The 18,228-nt window shown below is 61.0% G+C and carries 16 protein-coding genes; 9 read left to right on the top strand and 7 right to left on the bottom strand.

What is annotated here, in order from left to right; genetic code table 11:
• Positions 1–78 precede the first annotated feature (78 nt).
• Complete coding sequence (locus K3819_RS17780) at positions 79–321, bottom strand: DUF1652 domain-containing protein (protein ID WP_085667570.1); 243 nt, start codon at positions 319–321, stop codon at positions 79–81.
• Positions 322–511: 190 nt separating this feature from the next.
• Entirely contained in the window at positions 512–2,002 is a 1,491-nt protein-coding gene (locus K3819_RS17785) for a helix-turn-helix transcriptional regulator (protein WP_221397612.1), read from the bottom strand.
• A 170-nt stretch (positions 2,003–2,172) separates the two neighbouring features.
• On the opposite strand from K3819_RS17785, the gene K3819_RS17790 reads away from it, so the two are divergent.
• A complete protein-coding gene (locus tag K3819_RS17790; RefSeq protein WP_221397613.1) occupies positions 2,173–2,379 on the top strand; it encodes a hypothetical protein in 207 nt (68 codons plus the stop codon).
• Between the two features lie 60 nt (positions 2,380–2,439).
• Here the strand turns inward: K3819_RS17790 and K3819_RS17795 are convergent, their stop codons facing one another.
• Both K3819_RS17795 and K3819_RS17800 read right to left on the bottom strand, forming a co-directional pair.
• On the bottom strand, positions 2,440–3,723 hold the full coding sequence (locus tag K3819_RS17795; protein WP_221397614.1) for a Zn-dependent hydrolase: 1,284 nt from the start codon (positions 3,721–3,723) through the stop codon (positions 2,440–2,442).
• A gap of 30 nt (positions 3,724–3,753) precedes the next feature.
• The gene (locus tag K3819_RS17800; protein ID WP_221397615.1) at positions 3,754–5,238 is read right to left on the bottom strand and encodes an NCS1 family nucleobase:cation symporter-1; all 1,485 of its coding nucleotides are present in this window, start codon (positions 5,236–5,238) and stop codon (positions 3,754–3,756) included.
• A gap of 620 nt (positions 5,239–5,858) precedes the next feature.
• Between K3819_RS17800 and hydA the strand changes: the two genes are divergently transcribed.
• The 3 genes from hydA (at position 5,859) to preA (ending at position 10,100) form a co-directional block, all read left to right on the top strand.
• Positions 5,859–7,298 (top strand): dihydropyrimidinase, encoded by a 1,440-nt coding sequence (hydA, locus tag K3819_RS17805; RefSeq protein WP_221397616.1) that lies wholly within the window; start codon positions 5,859–5,861, stop codon positions 7,296–7,298.
• Positions 7,299–7,457: 159 nt separating this feature from the next.
• A complete protein-coding gene (locus K3819_RS17810; protein WP_221397617.1) occupies positions 7,458–8,825 on the top strand; it encodes an NAD(P)-dependent oxidoreductase in 1,368 nt (455 codons plus the stop codon).
• Complete coding sequence (gene preA / locus K3819_RS17815) at positions 8,826–10,100, top strand: NAD-dependent dihydropyrimidine dehydrogenase subunit PreA (protein WP_221397618.1); 1,275 nt, start codon at positions 8,826–8,828, stop codon at positions 10,098–10,100.
• Positions 10,101–10,209: 109 nt separating this feature from the next.
• Here preA and K3819_RS17820 read toward each other — a convergent pair whose 3' ends face one another.
• On the bottom strand, positions 10,210–10,830 hold the full coding sequence (locus tag K3819_RS17820) for a TetR/AcrR family transcriptional regulator (RefSeq protein WP_007952885.1): 621 nt from the start codon (positions 10,828–10,830) through the stop codon (positions 10,210–10,212).
• A gap of 146 nt (positions 10,831–10,976) precedes the next feature.
• Between K3819_RS17820 and K3819_RS17825 the strand changes: the two genes are divergently transcribed.
• The 3 genes from K3819_RS17825 to copD are packed head-to-tail and all read left to right on the top strand — an operon-like array spanning position 10,977 to position 12,682.
• On the top strand, positions 10,977–11,411 hold the full coding sequence (locus tag K3819_RS17825; RefSeq protein WP_221397619.1) for a GNAT family N-acetyltransferase: 435 nt from the start codon (positions 10,977–10,979) through the stop codon (positions 11,409–11,411).
• Between the two features lie 47 nt (positions 11,412–11,458).
• Positions 11,459–11,821 (top strand): copper homeostasis periplasmic binding protein CopC, encoded by a 363-nt coding sequence (gene copC, locus K3819_RS17830; protein ID WP_221397620.1) that lies wholly within the window; start codon positions 11,459–11,461, stop codon positions 11,819–11,821.
• 3 nt (positions 11,822–11,824) lie between these two features.
• Complete coding sequence (copD, locus tag K3819_RS17835; protein WP_221397621.1) at positions 11,825–12,682, top strand: copper homeostasis membrane protein CopD; 858 nt, start codon at positions 11,825–11,827, stop codon at positions 12,680–12,682.
• A 2-nt stretch (positions 12,683–12,684) separates the two neighbouring features.
• Here copD and K3819_RS17840 read toward each other — a convergent pair whose 3' ends face one another.
• Both K3819_RS17840 and K3819_RS17845 read right to left on the bottom strand, forming a co-directional pair.
• Positions 12,685–13,827: an HlyD family secretion protein gene (locus K3819_RS17840; RefSeq protein WP_221397622.1), complete on the bottom strand. Its 1,143-nt coding sequence runs from the start codon at positions 13,825–13,827 to the stop codon at positions 12,685–12,687.
• A complete protein-coding gene (locus K3819_RS17845; RefSeq protein ID WP_221397623.1) occupies positions 13,824–15,479 on the bottom strand; it encodes an MFS transporter in 1,656 nt (551 codons plus the stop codon). Before K3819_RS17845 ends, K3819_RS17840 begins: the two co-directional genes overlap by 4 nt.
• A 203-nt stretch (positions 15,480–15,682) precedes the next feature.
• Here K3819_RS17845 and K3819_RS17850 point away from each other — a divergent pair, with 203 nt between their 5' ends.
• Both K3819_RS17850 and K3819_RS17855 read left to right on the top strand, forming a co-directional pair.
• Positions 15,683–16,633 carry a polysaccharide deacetylase family protein gene (locus tag K3819_RS17850; protein WP_085648334.1) on the top strand — a complete coding sequence of 317 codons (951 nt, stop codon included), beginning with the start codon at positions 15,683–15,685 and terminating at the stop codon, positions 16,631–16,633.
• 171 nt (positions 16,634–16,804) lie between these two features.
• Positions 16,805–18,100 carry an OprD family porin gene (locus tag K3819_RS17855; protein ID WP_064597539.1) on the top strand — a complete coding sequence of 432 codons (1,296 nt, stop codon included), beginning with the start codon at positions 16,805–16,807 and terminating at the stop codon, positions 18,098–18,100.
• Positions 18,101–18,228: the final 128 nt, after the last annotated feature.

Below are 18,228 nucleotides of genomic sequence, written 5' to 3' on the forward strand. Positions count from 1 at the left end.
CCCCAAGAAGCCGTTACCGCAGCAACGGATATTCACCCAAACCGAACAAGAATCTGGTCGGCCCAAAGGCCGCCAAGTTTAACTGGGCGAACGCAAAGAATTACTCTCAAGCTCATACCGCAACTCATCAACCAAAGCATCCACCGCTTCCGAAGTACGCAAGGCATCCAGACTCAACCCACTAATCACCAGATCAACCTGCCCTGAAGCCGGGTGATACAACTTCACAGTAAGGGAATGATCCCCATCCACCACACACTCACAAGCCAACGGCGAAAAACTACGCTCAAGTTGCGCCCGCAACTGCGTCAGATAAATCATCGCGCCAGCTCCGAAAATCGACGCAACACGCCAGGTTCAATGACAAACAACACATTCATGGTCTGATCCAATAACAACGACGGAAGGGACACGATCACGAACGAAACCCGCATCGCACCCCACCAGCCTAAGAACAGCCTGCCTTGTCAGACACCCGAATTTGCACCTCATGAACTAGTGCATTTGCACCTTAGCGCTGTCCCCGGCTGCTCCCCGAGAACAACCCCCGTTCGCGGGCCCAGACAATCGCCTCGCTGCGGCTGTGCACATCCAGCTTGGAATAAACCGTCGCCACATGATTGCGCACTGTATTCGGCGCCAGTTTCAACCGTGCAGCAATTTCCTTGTCCGCCAGCCCCTCGCAGATCAGCCCCAGAACATCGCGCTCGCGGGCGGTGAGATCGGTGAACGAAACGCTGGGCAACTGCGGCGAGTTGATCTTCTTCACATTGGCCAGCTTTTCGATCAGCGTGCGGCTGAACCACGACGCATCCTTCATCACCTCTTCAATCGCTGCCACCAGTTCAAGCTCAGTGTGCTTGCGCTCGGTGATGTCCATCAGCACCAGCAGATAGCACACTGTGTTCTGGATGTTGACGGTGTCAGCGGACACCGCGCACTCCAGCACTTCGGCGTTTTTCTTGCGGATTCGCATATCGGCGCGATCGACCCGGCCGGTCTTCTCCAGCGCCGCCAGCAACCGGGCGCGCTCAGCCTTTTCATCGATGAAGTCCAGTTGCGCGACGGTCTTGCCGAGCACGTCGTCGCTGTCGTAAGCCAAGGTATCGAGGAAGGCCTGGTTGACATCGATCAGCCGCTGCTCGTCGGCACTGCAAATCAGGATCGGCACCGGCGTCAGGCGAAAGGCCTTGGCGAACCGTTCCTCACTCTGGCGCAGGGCGACCTCGGCCTTGTGCCGTGGCTCCATGTCGACGAACGAAAACAGCATGCAGTCTTCGTCGTTGAGCACCAACGGCTGGCCGGCGACGATAACCTGTTTGCTGCCACCGTCCGGCAGACGCAGTTCGGCCTGCATCTGCGGAATGGTCGCGACATCACGCAGGCGCTGGATCGCCAGATCCTTGCGCTCGGCCCGTTCGAGAATGTCCAGCTCATAAGTCGAGGCGCCGATCACCTGATCGCGGGCGTAGCCGGTCATTTCCAGAAATCCCGGATTGACCTTGATATAACGCAGATCGCTGAGGCGGCAGATCACCGCAGGCGCCGGGTTGGCATTGAAGGTTTTTTCAAAGCGCTGCTCGGCGTTGGCCCAATCGGTGACGTCGCTCATGATCAGCACCAGCGACTCGATGTCGCCGTCGCGATCGGTCAGCACCATGCTCCGCACGCTGTGTACCCAGGTGCGTTCCTCGTCACTGCACGGGGAGACTTCGACCAGCACGTCGCTGAAGGTTTCGCCGGCGGCCACACGGCAGATCGGGTACTGCTCCGGTGCCAGCGCGTGGTTGTTGCGATACCGCAGATTGAAGCGCTCGGCATATTCCCCGGCGTTGTTGCCCAGCTCTCCGATGCGGCTGACGCCATGCATCGCCAGCGCCGCTTCATTGGCCCAGAGAATCGTCTGGTCGATCTCCAGCAGAATCACCCCGTCGGACAGCCCGGCAATGATTTGCTGCAACTGACGGCGATTGGTTTCGGTGGTCAGGACGTCCCGGCTCATTGATTCTCCACAAGTTCGCGCATGTGAAATTTACGACCGCGGACGGTTGTGATCGTGCCAACCACGATTGAGCGTTGACTATTCGCGCCTCGCGGCTTTCTCGTCTAACGTTAGTACCTCGACGGATTGTGTCCGCGCCTGCGGCCGGGCATCTGATCAAGGAGAGACAAATGACGAGCGACCGTATTACCGAACGGACCTATCGCACGTGGTCCACACCCATTCTGTTGGAGCTGAAAAAGCGCGAACACCAGATGGACCCGGCAGAGCGGCAGGCACTGGAAAACGTGATGATCGAAAGAAGGCTGTTGAACATCGGCAGCCCGGATGGCAAGGAACGGCGCAAGGCAGCGGTGAGCCACAAAAGAACAACTTGAGCCGGGTGTCTGTGGCGATCTGCCAGATCGCCACAATCTCTTGCCTACTCAACCCTGGCTTTACGCCGCGCGTTGCTTGCCCGCCACCGCCGCCGAAGCCGCCAGCATCGCCCGCAGCAACACCGCACAGCCGGCCGCCAGATCGTCCGGCGCGGCGTTTTCGATTTCGTTGTGGCTGATACCGCCTTCGCACGGCACGAAAATCATCCCGGCCGGGCCGAGTTCGGCAAGGAAAATCGCGTCGTGGCCGGCGCCGCTGACAATGTCCATGTGCGACAGGCCCAGACCTTTGGCGGCGCCGCGCACGGCTTCGACGCAGCCTTTTTCGAAGTACAGCGGCGGGAAGTCGGCGGTCGGGGTCAGTTCATAGGTCAGGCCGTGTTCTTCGCAGGTGGCTTCGATGACTTGCTTGACCTCGGCGATCATCGAGTCGAGGCGTGCCGGTTCCAAATGCCGGAAATCGAGGGTCATGCGCACTTCGCCGGGAATGACGTTGCGTGAGCCGGGATAGGCTTGCAGGCAACCGACCGTGCCGCAGGCGTGGGGTTGGTGGCCGAGGGCAACGCGATTGACCGCGCCGACGATCACCGAGGCGCCGACCAGAGCGTCCTTGCGCAGGTGCATCGGGGTCGGACCGGCGTGGGCTTCGACGCCGCGCAGTTTCAGGTCGAACCACTTCTGCCCCAGTGCGCCGAGTACTACGCCGATGGTTTTGTGTTCGTCCTCAAGAATCGGGCCTTGCTCGATGTGCGCTTCGAAATAGGCGCCGACCTTGTGCCCGCTGACCTTGCGCGGTCCGGCGTAACCGATGGCGTTCAACGCTTCGCCAACCGTTATGCCGTCGGCATCGACCTTGGCCAGGGTTTCTTCGAGGGTGAATTTTTCTGCGAACACGCCGGAGCCCATCATGCACGGGGCGAAGCGCGAGCCTTCTTCGTTGGTCCAGACCACCACTTCCAACGGCGCCTCGGTTTCCACGCCCAAATCATTGAGGGTGCGCAGCACTTCGACGCCGGCGAGCACGCCGAAGCAGCCGTCGAACTTGCCACCAGTGGGCTGGGTGTCGATGTGGCTGCCGGTCATCACCGGGGGCAGGTTCGGGTTGCGGCCGGGGCGGCGGGCGAAGATGTTGCCGACTTCATCGACCGTGACGCTGCAACCGGCGTCCTTGCACCACTGCACGAACAGGTCGCGGGCCTGGCGGTCGAGGTCGGTCAGGGCCAGGCGACAGACCCCGCCCTTGACCGTGGCGCCGAGCTTCGCCAGCTCCATGAGCGACGCCCATAAGCGGTCGCGGTTGATGTGCTGATGGGTCGATTGCAGAACGTCTACGGCTGCGTTCATGGGGATCTCCTCAGGCAGTTCTTATGGGAATTACAACGGCGATTTGACGGCCACCGGCGTCGCACGCATCGCGCACAACCCGTAATAGATCAACCCGCCCAGCGCCGAGCCGGTGAACCAGCCGTAGCTGTAGAACCAGCTGAATGCGCTGCTGCCCAGCGACAGCAGGGTCAGCACCACCGGCACGCCAAAGGCGATGAATCCGGACCAGTTCCACGCCGGGTACACGTCGTCGCGGTACAGGCCAGCCAGGTCCAGTTGCTGTTTCTTGATCAGGAAATAGTCCACCACCATGATCCCTGCAATCGGTCCGAGCAGGCTGGAATAGCCCAGCAGCCAGTTCGAATACACGGTTTCCAGGCTGACATCGGAGACGATCAGCCCGAGCTTCTTCAGCAGCTCATGGCCCATCAGCGCCAGACCGACGAACCCGGTGAGAATCACCGCTTTGGTGCGGTTGATGACTTTGGGCGCGATGTTCTGGAAGTCGTTGGTTGGCGAGACGATGTTGGCGGCAGTGTTGGTCGACAGCGTAGCGATGATGATCAGCGCCATGGCCACCGCGACCCACACCGGGCTCTGGATATGACCGATCAAAGTCACCGGATCGGAGACGCTGACGCCCACCAGTTTCACCGAGGCGGCGGTCATCACCACGCCCAGTGCGGCGAACAGGAACATGGTCAGCGGCAGACCGAAAATCTGCCCGAGGATCTGATCCTTCTGGCTGCGGGCATAACGGCTGAAGTCAGGAATGTTCAGCGACAACGTGGCCCAGAAACCGACCATCGCCGTCAGCCCGGCGGCGAAGTAGCTCACCACGCTCGCGCCTTCGGGACGCTTCGGCGGAATCGCCAGCAACTCGGTCATCGACACATTCGGCATGGCCCACACCAGCAACCCGATGCCAACCGCCACCAGCAGCGGCGCCGACAGGGTTTCCAGCCATTTGATCGACTCGGCGCCACGGATCACCACCCACAGGTTGAGCGCCCAGAAGACCATGAAACCGATCACCTCTCCCGTCCCGCCGAGGGATTTCCAGCCCTCGAACACCGAGCCGAGAAACAGGTGAATCGCCAGCCCGCCGAACATGGTCTGGATGCCGAACCAGCCGCACGCCACCAGCGCGCGGATCAGGCACGGTACGTTGGAGCCGAGAATGCCGAACGACGAACGCAGCAGCACCGGAAACGGAATCCCGTATTTGGTGCCGGGAAACGCGTTGAGCGTGAGAGGAATCAGGACGATGACGTTGGCAAACAGAATCGCCAGCAAGGCTTCGCCGACGCTCAGGCCGAAATACGCGGTGAGTACGCCGCCGAGGGTGTAGGTCGGCACGCAGATCGACATGCCGACCCACAGCGCGGTGATGTGCCATTTGTTCCAGGTTCGTTCGCGCACCTTGGTCGGTGCCATGTCGTGGTTGTAACGGGGACTGTCGAGGACGTCGCTGCCGGCTTCGAGTTCGAACAAGCCGTCGCGCTCGGTCACTTGCGATCTGTTCTGTTGCATGGCCGCTCCACTGTTCTTCTGATTATTTTTTGCTCATCAGGCGGCTGCACACGCAGGTGCGAGCCGGACGATGGCCGGAGGAACTGACAACTTTCATGCACCGGCCATGGTGTCAGCGGCGGCATCAATAAACGTGCCGGGGGAACCGCTTGGCGCTGGGGCCGTGCTTCGATCTTTTTGTAACTGACTGATGTTTATCAGTTTTAATTATTCACCTTGTGAGGCCGCGAAAACTTGACTGAACACTCAGGCTAAATGCCAGGCAAGTTGTCCGAACTGTCAGGACTCAATCTGGTGCACTGCATTATTTTTCTTCAGGACGCCTCACTCTCCGCTTAACTTCAAGCGGCTGATTTCACATAGGAAATCTTGCTCATATTTCCAACCTGTCAAGTGCGTCAAAATGGTGAAGCGCCTCACCATTTTGGTGATTTCGTATTTTTATCTTTATTTATCAGCCACTTAAAACAGTCATAAGCTTATAAAAAATAATCTTGATCAATTGCAGAACTGCGACTAGCGTCTATTCCTGACAGCGCTGACAAGATTACGCATTTGGCGCTGCAGACAATAAAACACTAGAACCGGCACAAGTCGGTCATGCCTGCGAGGAACTCGGAATGTCTCTGTTGATCCGTGGCGCCACCGTTGTTACCCATGATGAAAGTTACCGCGCCGATGTCTATTGCGCTGACGGCGTGATCAAAGCCATTGGTGAAAACCTGGATGTTCCCGCCGGCGCCGAAATGCTCGACGGCAGCGGTCAATACCTGATGCCCGGCGGCATCGATCCGCACACCCACATGCAACTCCCGTTCATGGGCACCGTGGCCAGCGAAGACTTCTACAGCGGCACCGCCGCTGGCCTGGCCGGCGGCACCACCTCGATCATCGATTTCGTGATTCCCAATCCGCAGCAATCGCTGCTCGAAGCGTTTCACCAGTGGCGCGGCTGGGCGGAAAAGTCCGCCTCCGACTACGGCTTCCACGTCGCGATCACTTGGTGGAGCGAGCAGGTGCGGGAGGAAATGGCCGAGCTGGTCAGCCATCACGGGATCAACAGCTTCAAGCATTTCATGGCCTACAAGAACGCGATCATGGCCGCCGATGACACGCTGGTGGCGAGCTTCGAGCGCTGCCTGGAGCTCGGCGCGGTGCCGACCGTGCACGCGGAAAACGGCGAGCTGGTTTATCACCTGCAACGCAAGTTGATGGCCCAGGGCATCACCGGGCCGGAAGCGCATCCGCTGTCGCGGCCATCTCAGGTCGAAGGTGAAGCCGCGAGCCGGGCAATCCGGATCGCTGAAACCATCGGCACGCCGCTGTACCTGGTGCATGTTTCGACCAAAGAGGCCCTCGACGAAATCACCTATGCCCGCAGCAAGGGCCAACCGGTTTACGGCGAAGTGCTGGCCGGGCATCTGCTGCTGGACGACAGTGTCTACCAGCACCCGGACTGGCAGACCGCCGCCGGTTACGTGATGAGCCCGCCGTTCCGTCCGCGCGGGCATCAGGACGCGCTTTGGCATGGCTTGCAGAGCGGCAATCTGCACACCACCGCCACCGACCACTGCTGCTTCTGCGCCGAGCAGAAAGCCGCCGGCCGCGACGATTTCAGCAAGATCCCCAACGGCACCGCCGGCATCGAAGACCGCATGGCGGTGTTGTGGGATGAAGGGGTGAACTCGGGGCGGTTGTCGATGCAGGACTTCGTCGCCCTCACCTCCACCAACACCGCGAAAATCTTCAATCTCTATCCGCGCAAGGGCGCGATCCGCGTCGGCGCCGATGCCGACCTGGTGCTGTGGGACCCGCAAGGCACTCGCACCATCTCTGCCAAGACCCACCATCAGCAGGTGGACTTCAACATCTTCGAAGGCAAGACCGTGACCGGTGTGCCGAGCCATACCGTCAGCCAGGGCCGGGTGGTCTGGGCCGACGGCGACCTGCGCGCCGAGCGTGGCGCAGGCCGCTATATCGAACGGCCGGCGTATCCGGCGGTGTTTGATTTGCTGAGCAAGCGGGCGGAGTTGCACAGGCCGGTTGCGGTTAAACGCTGAAATCCAGGCCTTCGGCCATCGCTGGCAGGCTAGCTCCCACAGGTGTACGCATTCCAAATGTGGGAGCCAGCCTGCTGGCGATGAGGCCAGTTCAGACACCACAAAAAACCACTGCCCGACAGAGGCAGAAAACCTCAAATAACCGTGAGGCAAAAAACCGTGATCGAGACCCTGAACCATCTCCCGCACCCGCACGAAAGTGCGGCCGCCCTCGCCGGCCATTTCACCGATCTGGCGCCGCCGCTCAACGACCGCCAGGCACATCTGGAAGCCTCGCGCTGCCTGTATTGCTACGACGCGCCGTGCGTGAACGCGTGCCCGAGCGAGATCGACATTCCGTCGTTCATCCGCAATATCCATCAGGACAACGTGCCAGGCGCGGCGCAGAAAATCCTTTCGGCAAACATCCTCGGCGGCAGTTGCGCCCGAGTCTGTCCGACCGAGATCCTCTGCCAGCAAGCCTGCGTGCGCAACAACGCCCACGAATGCGCGCCGGTGCTGATCGGCCTGCTGCAGCGTTATGCCGTGGACAACGCGCACTTCACCGAGCATCCGTTCCAGCGCGCCGCCGCCACCGGCAAACGCATCGCCGTGGTCGGTGCCGGCCCGGCGGGTTTGTCCTGCGCGCATCGCAGCGCCATGCACGGCCATGACGTGGTGATTTTCGAAGCGCGGGAGAAGGCTGGCGGGCTCAACGAATACGGGATCGCCAAATACAAACTGGTCGACGACTACGCGCAGAAGGAGCTGGATTTCCTCCTGCAGATCGGCGGCATCGAAATCCGCCACGGACAGAAACTCGGCGACAACCTGACTTTGAGCGAACTGCATCAACAGTTCGACGCAGTGTTCCTCGGCCTCGGTCTTAATGCGAGCAAGCAACTCGGCCTGGCCCACGAAGACGCCCCCGGCCTGCTCGCCGCCACCGACTACATCCGCGAACTGCGTCAGGCCGACGACCTGTCGCAACTGCCGTTGGCCGAACACTGCATCGTCCTCGGCGCCGGCAACACCGCCATCGACATGGCCGTGCAAATGGCCCGCCTCGGTGCCCGCGACGTCAACCTGGTCTATCGCCGTGGCGCAGCGGACATGGGCGCCACCGGCCACGAACAGGACATCGCCAAGGCCAATCAGGTGCGGCTGCTGACCTGGGCGCAACCGGATGAGGTGCTGCTCGATGCCCAAGGCAAGGTGCGTGGCATGCGCTTCGCCCGCACCCATCTGGTGGACAGTCGCCTGCAAACCACTGGCGAAACGTTCGAGCTGGCCGCCGATGCGATCTTCAAAGCCATCGGCCAGGCCTTCGACGGCAGCGCCCTCGCCGACCCACTGGCCCGCGAACTCAAGCGTCAGGGCGAACGGATTCAGGTCGATGAAAACCTGCGCACCAGCATCCCCGGCGTCTATGCCGGCGGCGACTGCACCGGCCTCGATCAGGACCTGACCGTGCAAGCGGTGCAACACGGCAAGCGCGCCGCCGAGGCGATCAACGCTCAACTGATGCTCAATGTGGAGGCTGCGTAAATGGCCGATCTCTCGATTGTCTTCGCCGGTATCAAAGCCCCCAATCCGTTCTGGCTGGCCTCCGCGCCGCCGACCGACAAGGCCTACAACGTGGTGCGCGCCTTCGAAGCCGGCTGGGGTGGCGTGGTCTGGAAAACCCTGGGTGAAGACCCGGCGGCGGTTAACGTGTCATCGCGTTATTCGGCGCACTACGGCGCCAACCGCGAAGTGCTGGGCATCAACAACATCGAGCTGATCACCGACCGCTCGCTGGAAATCAACCTGCGGGAAATCACTCAGGTGAAAAAGGATTGGCCGGACCGCGCGCTGATCGTTTCGCTGATGGTGCCGTGCGTCGAAGAGTCGTGGAAACACATCCTGCCGCTGGTGGAAGCCACCGGCGCTGATGGCATCGAACTGAATTTCGGCTGCCCCCACGGCATGCCGGAACGTGGCATGGGCGCGGCGGTCGGTCAGGTGCCGGAGTACGTCGAACAGGTTACGCGCTGGTGCAAGACCTATTGCTCGCTGCCGGTGATCGTCAAGCTGACGCCGAACATCACCGACATCCGCGTCGCCGCCCGCGCTGCGCACCGGGGTGGCGCGGATGCAGTATCGCTGATCAACACCATCAACTCGATCACCAGCGTCGACCTGGAACACATGGTCGCCCTGCCCACCGTCGGCAGCAAAAGCACCCACGGCGGGTATTGCGGTTCGGCGGTCAAGCCGATCGCGCTGAACATGGTCGCGGAAATCGCCCGTGATCCGCAGACCCAGGGCCTGCCGATCTGCGGCATTGGCGGCATTGGCAGCTGGCGCGACGCGGCGGAGTTCATCGCTTTGGGCAGCGGCGCGGTGCAGGTGTGCACGGCGGCGATGCTGCATGGCTTCCGGATTGTCGATGAAATGAAGGATGGCCTGTCGCGGTGGATGGACAGTCAGGGTTACGCCAGCATCGCCGAGTTTTCCGGGCGTGCGGTGGGCAATACGACCGACTGGAAGTACCTGGACATCAACTATCAGGTGATCGCGAAGATCGACCAGGCGGCGTGCATCGGTTGCGGGCGTTGCCACATTGCCTGCGAGGACACGTCACACCAGGCGATCATCAGCCTGAAACAGGCCGATGGCACGCATCAATATGAAGTGATCGATGATGAGTGTGTGGGGTGCAATCTGTGCCAGATCACTTGTCCGGTGGCGGATTGCATCGAGATGGTGCCGATGGAAACGGGCAAGCCGTTTCTGGACTGGAATCATGATCCGCGCAATCCCTATCACGTCAGCCCTTGAATGATCGTTCCCACGCTCCGCGTGGGAATGCAGCCCGGGACGCTCTGCGTCCCACTGGAACGCGGAGCGTCACTTGAGGCATTCCCACGCGGAGCGTGGGAACGATCAGTTACGGTTCTAATCCGATCCCCCGCAAAATCACGCTAGTCACCGTCTGCACCGCCCGCTCGAACTGCATGTCCGACAACGGCTGGTGCTCATTCAGAATATTCACCTGATGATCAAAGTCGGCATAGTGCTGGGTTGAGGCCCAGATCATGTACAGCAGGCTCGACGGCTCCACCGGCAGAATCCGCTTGTCCTCCACCCACTGCCGGATCTTCGCCTCCTTCATCTTCGCCCAGTCGTACAGGCTCACATCCAGCGCCTCGCCGAGGGTCGGGGCGCCGTGGATGATTTCGTTGGCCCAGACTTTCGACCCGTAAGGCCGGCTGCGCGAGTGGTTCATCTTGGCGCGGATGTAGCTGCTGAGCACCACGCGCGGATCGTCGAACATCTCGAAGCACAGCGCGTCCTGCTTCCACACTTCCAGCAGGTCGAACAGCACCGCGCTGTACAGCTCGCTCTTGGTCGAAAAGTAGTAATGCAGATTGGAGCGTGGCAGCTGCACTTCCGCGGCGATGTCCGCCATGGCGGTGCCGCCGAAACCTTTCTCGGCGAAGACTTTCTCCGCCGCCAGCAGGATCTTGTCGACGTTGGTGCGGCGGATTTCGATCTTGTGATTGCCCATGAGGGCTCCCTGAAGACAACGTGGTTGAAGACTAGCATCCGCTCTGGGCAAGGGGCGACAGCCGAGAACGATTCTTCACACACTTGGGCTTTTTTCTGGTTTAGGATCGCCCTCCTTCTCCCCGTCAGACACTGAAGGATCTGTCCATGACCATTCGAAAGCGCATCGCTGCGGATGATCCGCAGCTCGCCGCACTGTGGGAGCGCTCGGTCCGCGCCACCCACGATTTCCTCCCGGAAGACGACATCCATCGGCTGTTCCCGCTGGTGCGTGACACCTACCTGCCCGCGCTGGACGTGCAGGTTTTCGAAAACCCCGACCACTCCCCGGCAGGCTTCATCGCCACCGACGAAGACACCGTGCAGATGCTATTCATCGACCCGGCTCAGCGTGGCCAGGGGATCGGCCGGCGCTTGCTCGACCATGTCCGCCGCCCACTGCTGAAGGTCGACGTCAACGAACAGAACCCGCAAGCCCACGGCTTCTACCGTCACTACGGATTCGAAGACATCGGCCGCTCGGCACTCGACGGCGAAGGCCGGCCCTTTCCGGTCATTCACATGCGCCTGAAAGCCCTGTGATCCAGGTTCTATACTCAGCCCGCCATTTCACTGAAAGGAATCTTTCCATGCCGATGAAAAAACTCTTCACCGCTGGCGCGCTGCTGGCTTCGCTGATCGTCACTTCCCAGGCCTTCGCCCACGCCCATCTGAAAAGCCAAACTCCGGCTGCCGACAGCACCGTCGCGGCACCGGCAGATCTGCGCCTGGTGTTTTCCGAAGGCGTCGAAGCCAGCTTCACCAAAGTCACCGTGACCCACGATGGCAAGCCGGTGGCGGTCAAACCGCTGACCACCGAAGGCGACAAGAAAACCCTGATCGTCACCCCCAAAACACCGCTGACCGCTGGCGAATACAAGGTCGAATGGCATGCGGTGTCGGTCGACACACACATAAGCGAAGGCGCCTATCAGTTCAAGGTTGGCCAGTAATTCATGAGTGAAGCGCTGGTGCTGTGCCGGTTCCTGCATTTCATCGTCGTGTTGATGCTGTTCGGGGCCTGGTTGTTCCGGCCGCTGCTGCTCAAGGGTGAAGCGCCGGCGCTGGATCGGCAGCTGGCGCGACTGGCTCGCTGGCTGGTGGCGATTGCCTTGGCCAGCGGCGTCACCTGGGCGTTGTTGATTACCGCAAGCATGGCCGGTTCGGCGGCTGCCGCGTTTGATCCGCCCACCGTCGAGCTGGTTCTCGGTCATACGTTTTTCGGTCAGGTCTGGCGCTGGCATCTGTTGATCAATGCGCTGTTGCTGGCGTTGCTGTTTACGCCGTGGCGTTCGAGCCGACCATTGCAGCTGGGCTTGAGTGCGGTGCTGCTGATGACGCTGGCACCGGTCGGACACGGGGCGATGCTCGACGGCTTCAGTGGCCAGATGCTGATCCTCAATCAGGTCATTCATTTGACCTGCGTCGGCGCCTGGCTCGGTGGGTTGTTGATGCTGGTGATGATCCTGCGCCAACCTGACAAAGACATGCGCGAGGTTTTGCGGCGATTCAGCGGGCTCGGTTACGCACTGGTCGCCGGCCTGCTGATCACCGGGCTGATCAATGTGCGCGTACTCACCGGCCAATGGTGGCCGACGCCGCTGTTCTCGGGCTTCGCCCTGATCCTGTTGATCAAGGCGCTGCTGGTGTTTGGCATGCTCGCCCTGGCGCTGTTCAATCGCCTGCGGATCAACGATTGCGAACAGCGGCTCGACACCCTCAAGCGCAGCGTCATGCTCGAATGGCTGCTGGGGATCGGCGCCGTGGCGGCGGTTTCCGTGCTTGGCACCTTGCCGCCGATGACCGCCGCCTGAGGTCAGTGTTTCTGGGTGTCACCCGCCGCCGTATCAATGCTGACCACCACCGACATCCCCGGCCGCAGGCGCTCGCTCTCCTGCTGATCCGGATCGATGGTGATGCGCACCGGCACCCGCTGGGCGATTTTCACGAAGTTGCCGGTGGCGTTGTCGGCCTGCAACAACGCGAATTCGGAACCGGTGCCCGGCGAGATGTGCTGCACATGGCCGGTGAATTTGCGGTGGTTCAAGGCATCGACGGTGAAACTCGCCGGCTGCCCGACGCGCACATTGTCCATCTGGGTTTCCTTGAGGTTGGCGATCACCCATTTCTGGTTCGGCACCAGCGCCATCAACTGCGCCCCGGAGTTGACGTAGGCGCCGAGACGCACGCCGATCTGCCCGAGCTGACCGTCACGCGGAGCAATGATCCGGGTGTTGGACAAGTCGATCCGCGCCAGCTGCACCGCCGCCTCGGCGCTGGCCACCGCCGCTTCCAGCGAGCCGCGATTGACGATCACCGTTTGCAGATCCTGCCGGGCGATTTCCAGATTGGCCTTGGCCTGCGCCACCGCCGCAATGCTTTGCGCATTGGCGGCCAGCGCCACGTCCATCTCACGCTTGGACACGGAACCGTCTTTGACCAGCGCCTTGTTGCGTCGCAAGTCGGCCTCGCTTTTGCGCAACTGCGCCTCGCTGTCGGCCACCACCGCCTGCCGCAGCTTGATCGTGGCTTCGGCGCTATTGCGCTGCTGCACCACGTTGGCCAGCGAGGCCTTCTGCACCGCCAGTTGTGCCAGCGACTGGTCGAGACGTTGCTGATAGATGCGGTCATCGAGACGCACCAGCAAATCGCCTTCTTTCACAAACTGGAAGTCCTGCACCGGCACTTCAAACACATACCCACTGAGCTGCGGGCCGATGATCGTCACCTGCCCGCGCACCAAGGCGTTTTCGGTGGTCTCAACTGCGCTGCTGAACGGCGGCAGTTGCCAGGCGTAAAGCACGATCAGCACACCGACGATGGCAATCGCGGCAAAGCCCAGCGACGAGATGATCCGCACCCGCAACGAACGCGGCTCGGTGTTCGGTGATGACGGCGGCGCCACACCTTCAGGGGTGGCGGCGATGGCATTGGTGGTCGTAGTGGTCGGTTCGGTCATGAAGAAGTGGCACCGCTGGAAGGTACGGAAGGTGTCGGGGCGACGGCTTTGGTGGTACTGATCAGCCACAGCGCACGGATGGAAATCCAGATCATGGTCAGGATCGCGATCACCGCAATCAGCATGAACACATCGTTATAGGCCAGTACGTTGGCTTCGCGCGTGGCGGCGTTGGCCAGGCTGCGAATGCCTTGCAGGTTGCGCAGGCTCGGGTCGGCAATCACGGAGCCGACCGCCGATCCGCCGCTCTGTACCCGGGCGGCGACACGCGGGTCGGACATCACCAATTGCTCGACGATATGGCTGGAATGAAACTTCTCGCGCACGATCTGGAACGTCCCCAGCAACGCCGCGCCGATCAGGCCGCCGAGGTTGTTGCAGATCCCGAACAACACTGAAAAGCTCACCAGGTTGCGTGGATTGGTCAGCACGTTGCTCGTGCCCAGCACCATGGTCGGGCCGAGGAAAAAGGTACTGCCGAACGCCAGCAGGAACTGGCTGAAATACAGGTTGCCGGGGCGGGTCAGGTTGTTCGATGAGCTGTCCATGATCGAGCCGGTGGCCATCAACGCCAGCGAAATGATCAGCGGCATCAGCAGGTGTTTCGGGTCGATGGTCAGCGCGCTGGTCAGCAGCCCGGCGACGCTGCCGATCAGCATCACCACATACAGGCTATGAAGCTGCTGGCTGCTCATGTTCAGGTTCTGCATGAAGCCCACGGCGCCGGTGGATTGCTCCGAGGTCACCATGCGGATCAGGATCACCGCCAGCGCCAGGCGGATCATCACCCCGCTGCCGAGCCAGCGGGTCATCAACATCGGGTTGCTGCGGTTATGTTCGATGGCCAGCCCCGCGAGAATCAGCGCAATCGACGCGGCCAGGGCGATACCGATCCAGTCGGCCTCCAGCCACCAGTCGATCCGCCCCAGGGACAACACCGCGCACAACAGCGCGACGCCGCTGGCGAGGATCGCGAAGGTCAGGAAGTCGAGCGGTTCGAAGGTCTTGAACCGGTCACCCGGCGGCAGTTTGAGCATCAGGACGCAGCCCAACGACAGCAGCGCCATACCCAGTTCAAACAGGTACAGGCCGCGCCATTCGGCAATCTGCAACAGGTCTTCGGAAAACAGCCGCGCCAGCGGCAAGGCCAGTTGCGAGGTGCCCAGGCCCAGCACCAAGGCCTTCATCCGCCATTTGGCCGGGAACGCCTGCACCATGTAATACAGGCCCAGCGAACTGAGCGCCGCGCCAACCATGCCGTGGGCCGCCCGCACCGCGACTGCTGAATTCAAGTCATTGACGAATAGATGGCCGAAGGTCACCAGCGCATACAGCACCAGAAACACCTCGGTAAACGCCCGCAGCCCGAACTGCTGGCGAAACTTCACCAGCAGCAGGTTCATCGACACGTTGGTCATCACGTACGCCGCCGGCAGCCAGGCCATCTCCGCCGTCGTCGCCCCGAGCGCACCTTGCAGATAAGGCAGGTTGGCGACCACCAGCGCATTACCCAGCCCACCGGTCACCGCCACCAGCAAGCCCACCAGCGCATAAGCCAGGCGCTTGGGGTTGGAGTGCAGCGGCGTCGAGGGAGAACCGGGCAGACTGGGCTTCTCGTGCGGCTGCCAGTTGCGCGGGGCGTATTGATCCATTGAAAGGCCTTGTCTTGTAGTCGCTTAAGTGTGCCGCAAATCCTGGCCAAACACCTATCCAGTGTGGGAGCGAGCCTGCTCCCACAAGGGATTTTGGGTGGATTCGTAAATTTTGTTTAAAGGTCATCTCGCCCGCAGCGGATTTTTCCCAAGCGTAGCGGATGCCAACCTTGCAGCACTTCTAAACCTGAAAGGTGCCCGATATGACCACTCCCCGTTGGCAACGCTCCCCGCGTCTGCTGAAAAACCTGCTGGCCGCCGCCCTGTTGCTGCCCGCCCTCACCTTCGCTCAGGAACGCCCGTGGCCGGATGGCTCGCAACTGGTGATTTCGGTGTCGATGCAATTCGAAACCGGCGGCCAGCCCGAGGGCGCTGAAAGTCCGTTCTCCGGCACACCGCTGCCAAAAGGCTACCCGGATCTACCGGCGCAGACCTGGTTCGATTACGGCTACAAGGAAGGCCTGTGGCGCATGCTCGATCTGTGGGATCGCACCGGCATCAAAGTCACCTCCCACGTGGTCGGCGAAGCGGCGCTCAAGCACCCGGACCTGGCCAAGGCGATTGCCGAGCGCGGCCATGAACTGGCGGCCCACGGCATGCGCTGGGCCGACTCGTACAACATGAATTACGCCCAGGAAAAACAGTTCATCGGTGATGGCGTCGCCGCGGTGGAAAAAATCACCGGTCAGCGCTCGGTCGGCTACAACGCCAACTGGCTGCGCCGCAGCCCCAATACGTTGAAGGTGCTGCAGGATCTGAATTTCACCTATCACATCGACGATGTCAGCCGCGACGAGCCGTTCGTGACCATGGTTCGTGGACGCAAATTCGCCGTGGTGCCGTACACCCTGCGCAACAACGACATCGTTCTGGTCGAGGGCCGGCATTTCTCTGCCGAACAGTTCTATCAGCAACTGGTGCTGGAATTCGATCGCCTCTACGCCGAAGGCGCGAGCAAGCGGCGGATGATGTCGGTGAGTCTGCACGACCGCATCGGTGGCACCCCGGCGATGGTCGAGGCTATGGAGCGCTTCATCCGGTACGCCCAGTCGCATTCGAAGGTGAGTTTCATGCGCAAGGATCAGATCGCGCAGATCGTGCTGACCGAAAAAAATCCCCTGATCGATAACACTGAAGCGCTCTACAACCAGTAAACGTGCCGAAAGCAGCCCTCTTCACAGCGCTTTGAGGGCTGCCCGCTCACCCAAAGTCATCGTACGACGCCCTGTTGACTTTTCCGGAAAACCTCGCAAATATCCGCAACCATGTTGTACGACGACGTATAACAAATAATAAAAACAACAAATGAAACAGGGAGCGTCACAGTGAGCACACTCGTCTGCAATTCCGTCCGCACGTCCCGTTTTTCTATCCCCCGCCCGCGTTCCACCCTGAGCCTGATCGGCTGCGGCAGTCTCGCCCTCGCCTTGCCGATGAGCGCCGATGCCGAGGGCTTCCTCGAAGACAGCAAAGCCACGCTGAACCTGCGCAACGCCTACTTCAACCGCAACTTCGTCAACCCGAACTATCCGCAGGGCAAGGCCGAAGAGTGGACGCAGAACTTCATCCTCGACGCCAAATCCGGTTTCACCCAGGGCACCGTCGGCTTTGGCCTGGATGTGCTGGGTATGTATTCGCAGAAACTTGATGGCGGCAAAGGCACGGGCGGTACGCAGCTGCTGCCGATTCACGATGACGGACGCCCGGCGGACAATTTCGGGCGACTGGGTGTTGCGCTCAAGGCCAAGGTGTCGAAGACCGAACTGAAGGTGGGTGAATGGATGCCGGTGTTGCCCATCCTGCGCTCGGACGATGGTCGCTCCCTGCCCCAGACCTTTCGTGGCGGCCAGATCACCTCTACCGAAATCAATGGCCTGACCCTTTACGGCGGGCAGTTCCGTGGCAACAGCCCACGCAACGATGCCAGCATGGAAGACATGTCGATGAACGGCCGCGGCGCCTTCACCTCCGACCGTTTCAACTTTGGCGGCGGCGAATACACCTTCAACGACAAACGCACGCTTGTCGGTCTGTGGTACGCCGAACTCAGCGATATCTACCAACAGCAGTACTTCAACCTCAGCCACAGCCAGCCGCTGGGCGACTGGACGCTGGGTGCCAATCTCGGTTTCTTCACCGGCAAGGAAGACGGCAGCGCCCAGGCCGGCGACCTCGACAACAAAACCGCATTCGCCATGCTCTCGGCCCGGTACGGCGGCAACACGTTCTACATCGGCCTGCAAAAGCTCAGCGGCGACGATGCCTGGATGCGCGTCAACGGCACCAGCGGCGGCACCCTGGCCAACGACAGCTACAACGCCAGTTACGACAACGCGCAGGAGCGTTCCTGGCAGATCCGCCACGACTACAACTTCGTAGTCCTCGGCGTCCCCGGGCTGACGCTGATGAACCGCTACATCAGCGGTGACAACGTGCACACCGGCACCATCACCGATGGCAAGGAATGGGGTCGTGAATCGGAGCTGGCCTACACCGTGCAGAGCGGTCCGCTGAAAAACCTCAACGTCAAATGGCGCAACGCGACAATTCGCCGGGACTTCAGCACCAATGAATTCGACGAGAACCGGATCTTCATCAGTTACCCGATTTCGTTGTTGTAAACCCTGGCATGGGGTGAACGGAGGGTGAATCGGCCTTCCGTCACTTACACCGAAAGTCGCGTTGACAAGTTCCGGAAACCCTACCGATACTTCAGCGCAGTCATACGACAACCTACAACAAACCTAAT

Origin of the sequence: Pseudomonas sp. 3-2 (assembly GCF_019710535.1) — a bacterium.
Taxonomy (GTDB): domain Bacteria; phylum Pseudomonadota; class Gammaproteobacteria; order Pseudomonadales; family Pseudomonadaceae; genus Aquipseudomonas; species Aquipseudomonas pharyngis.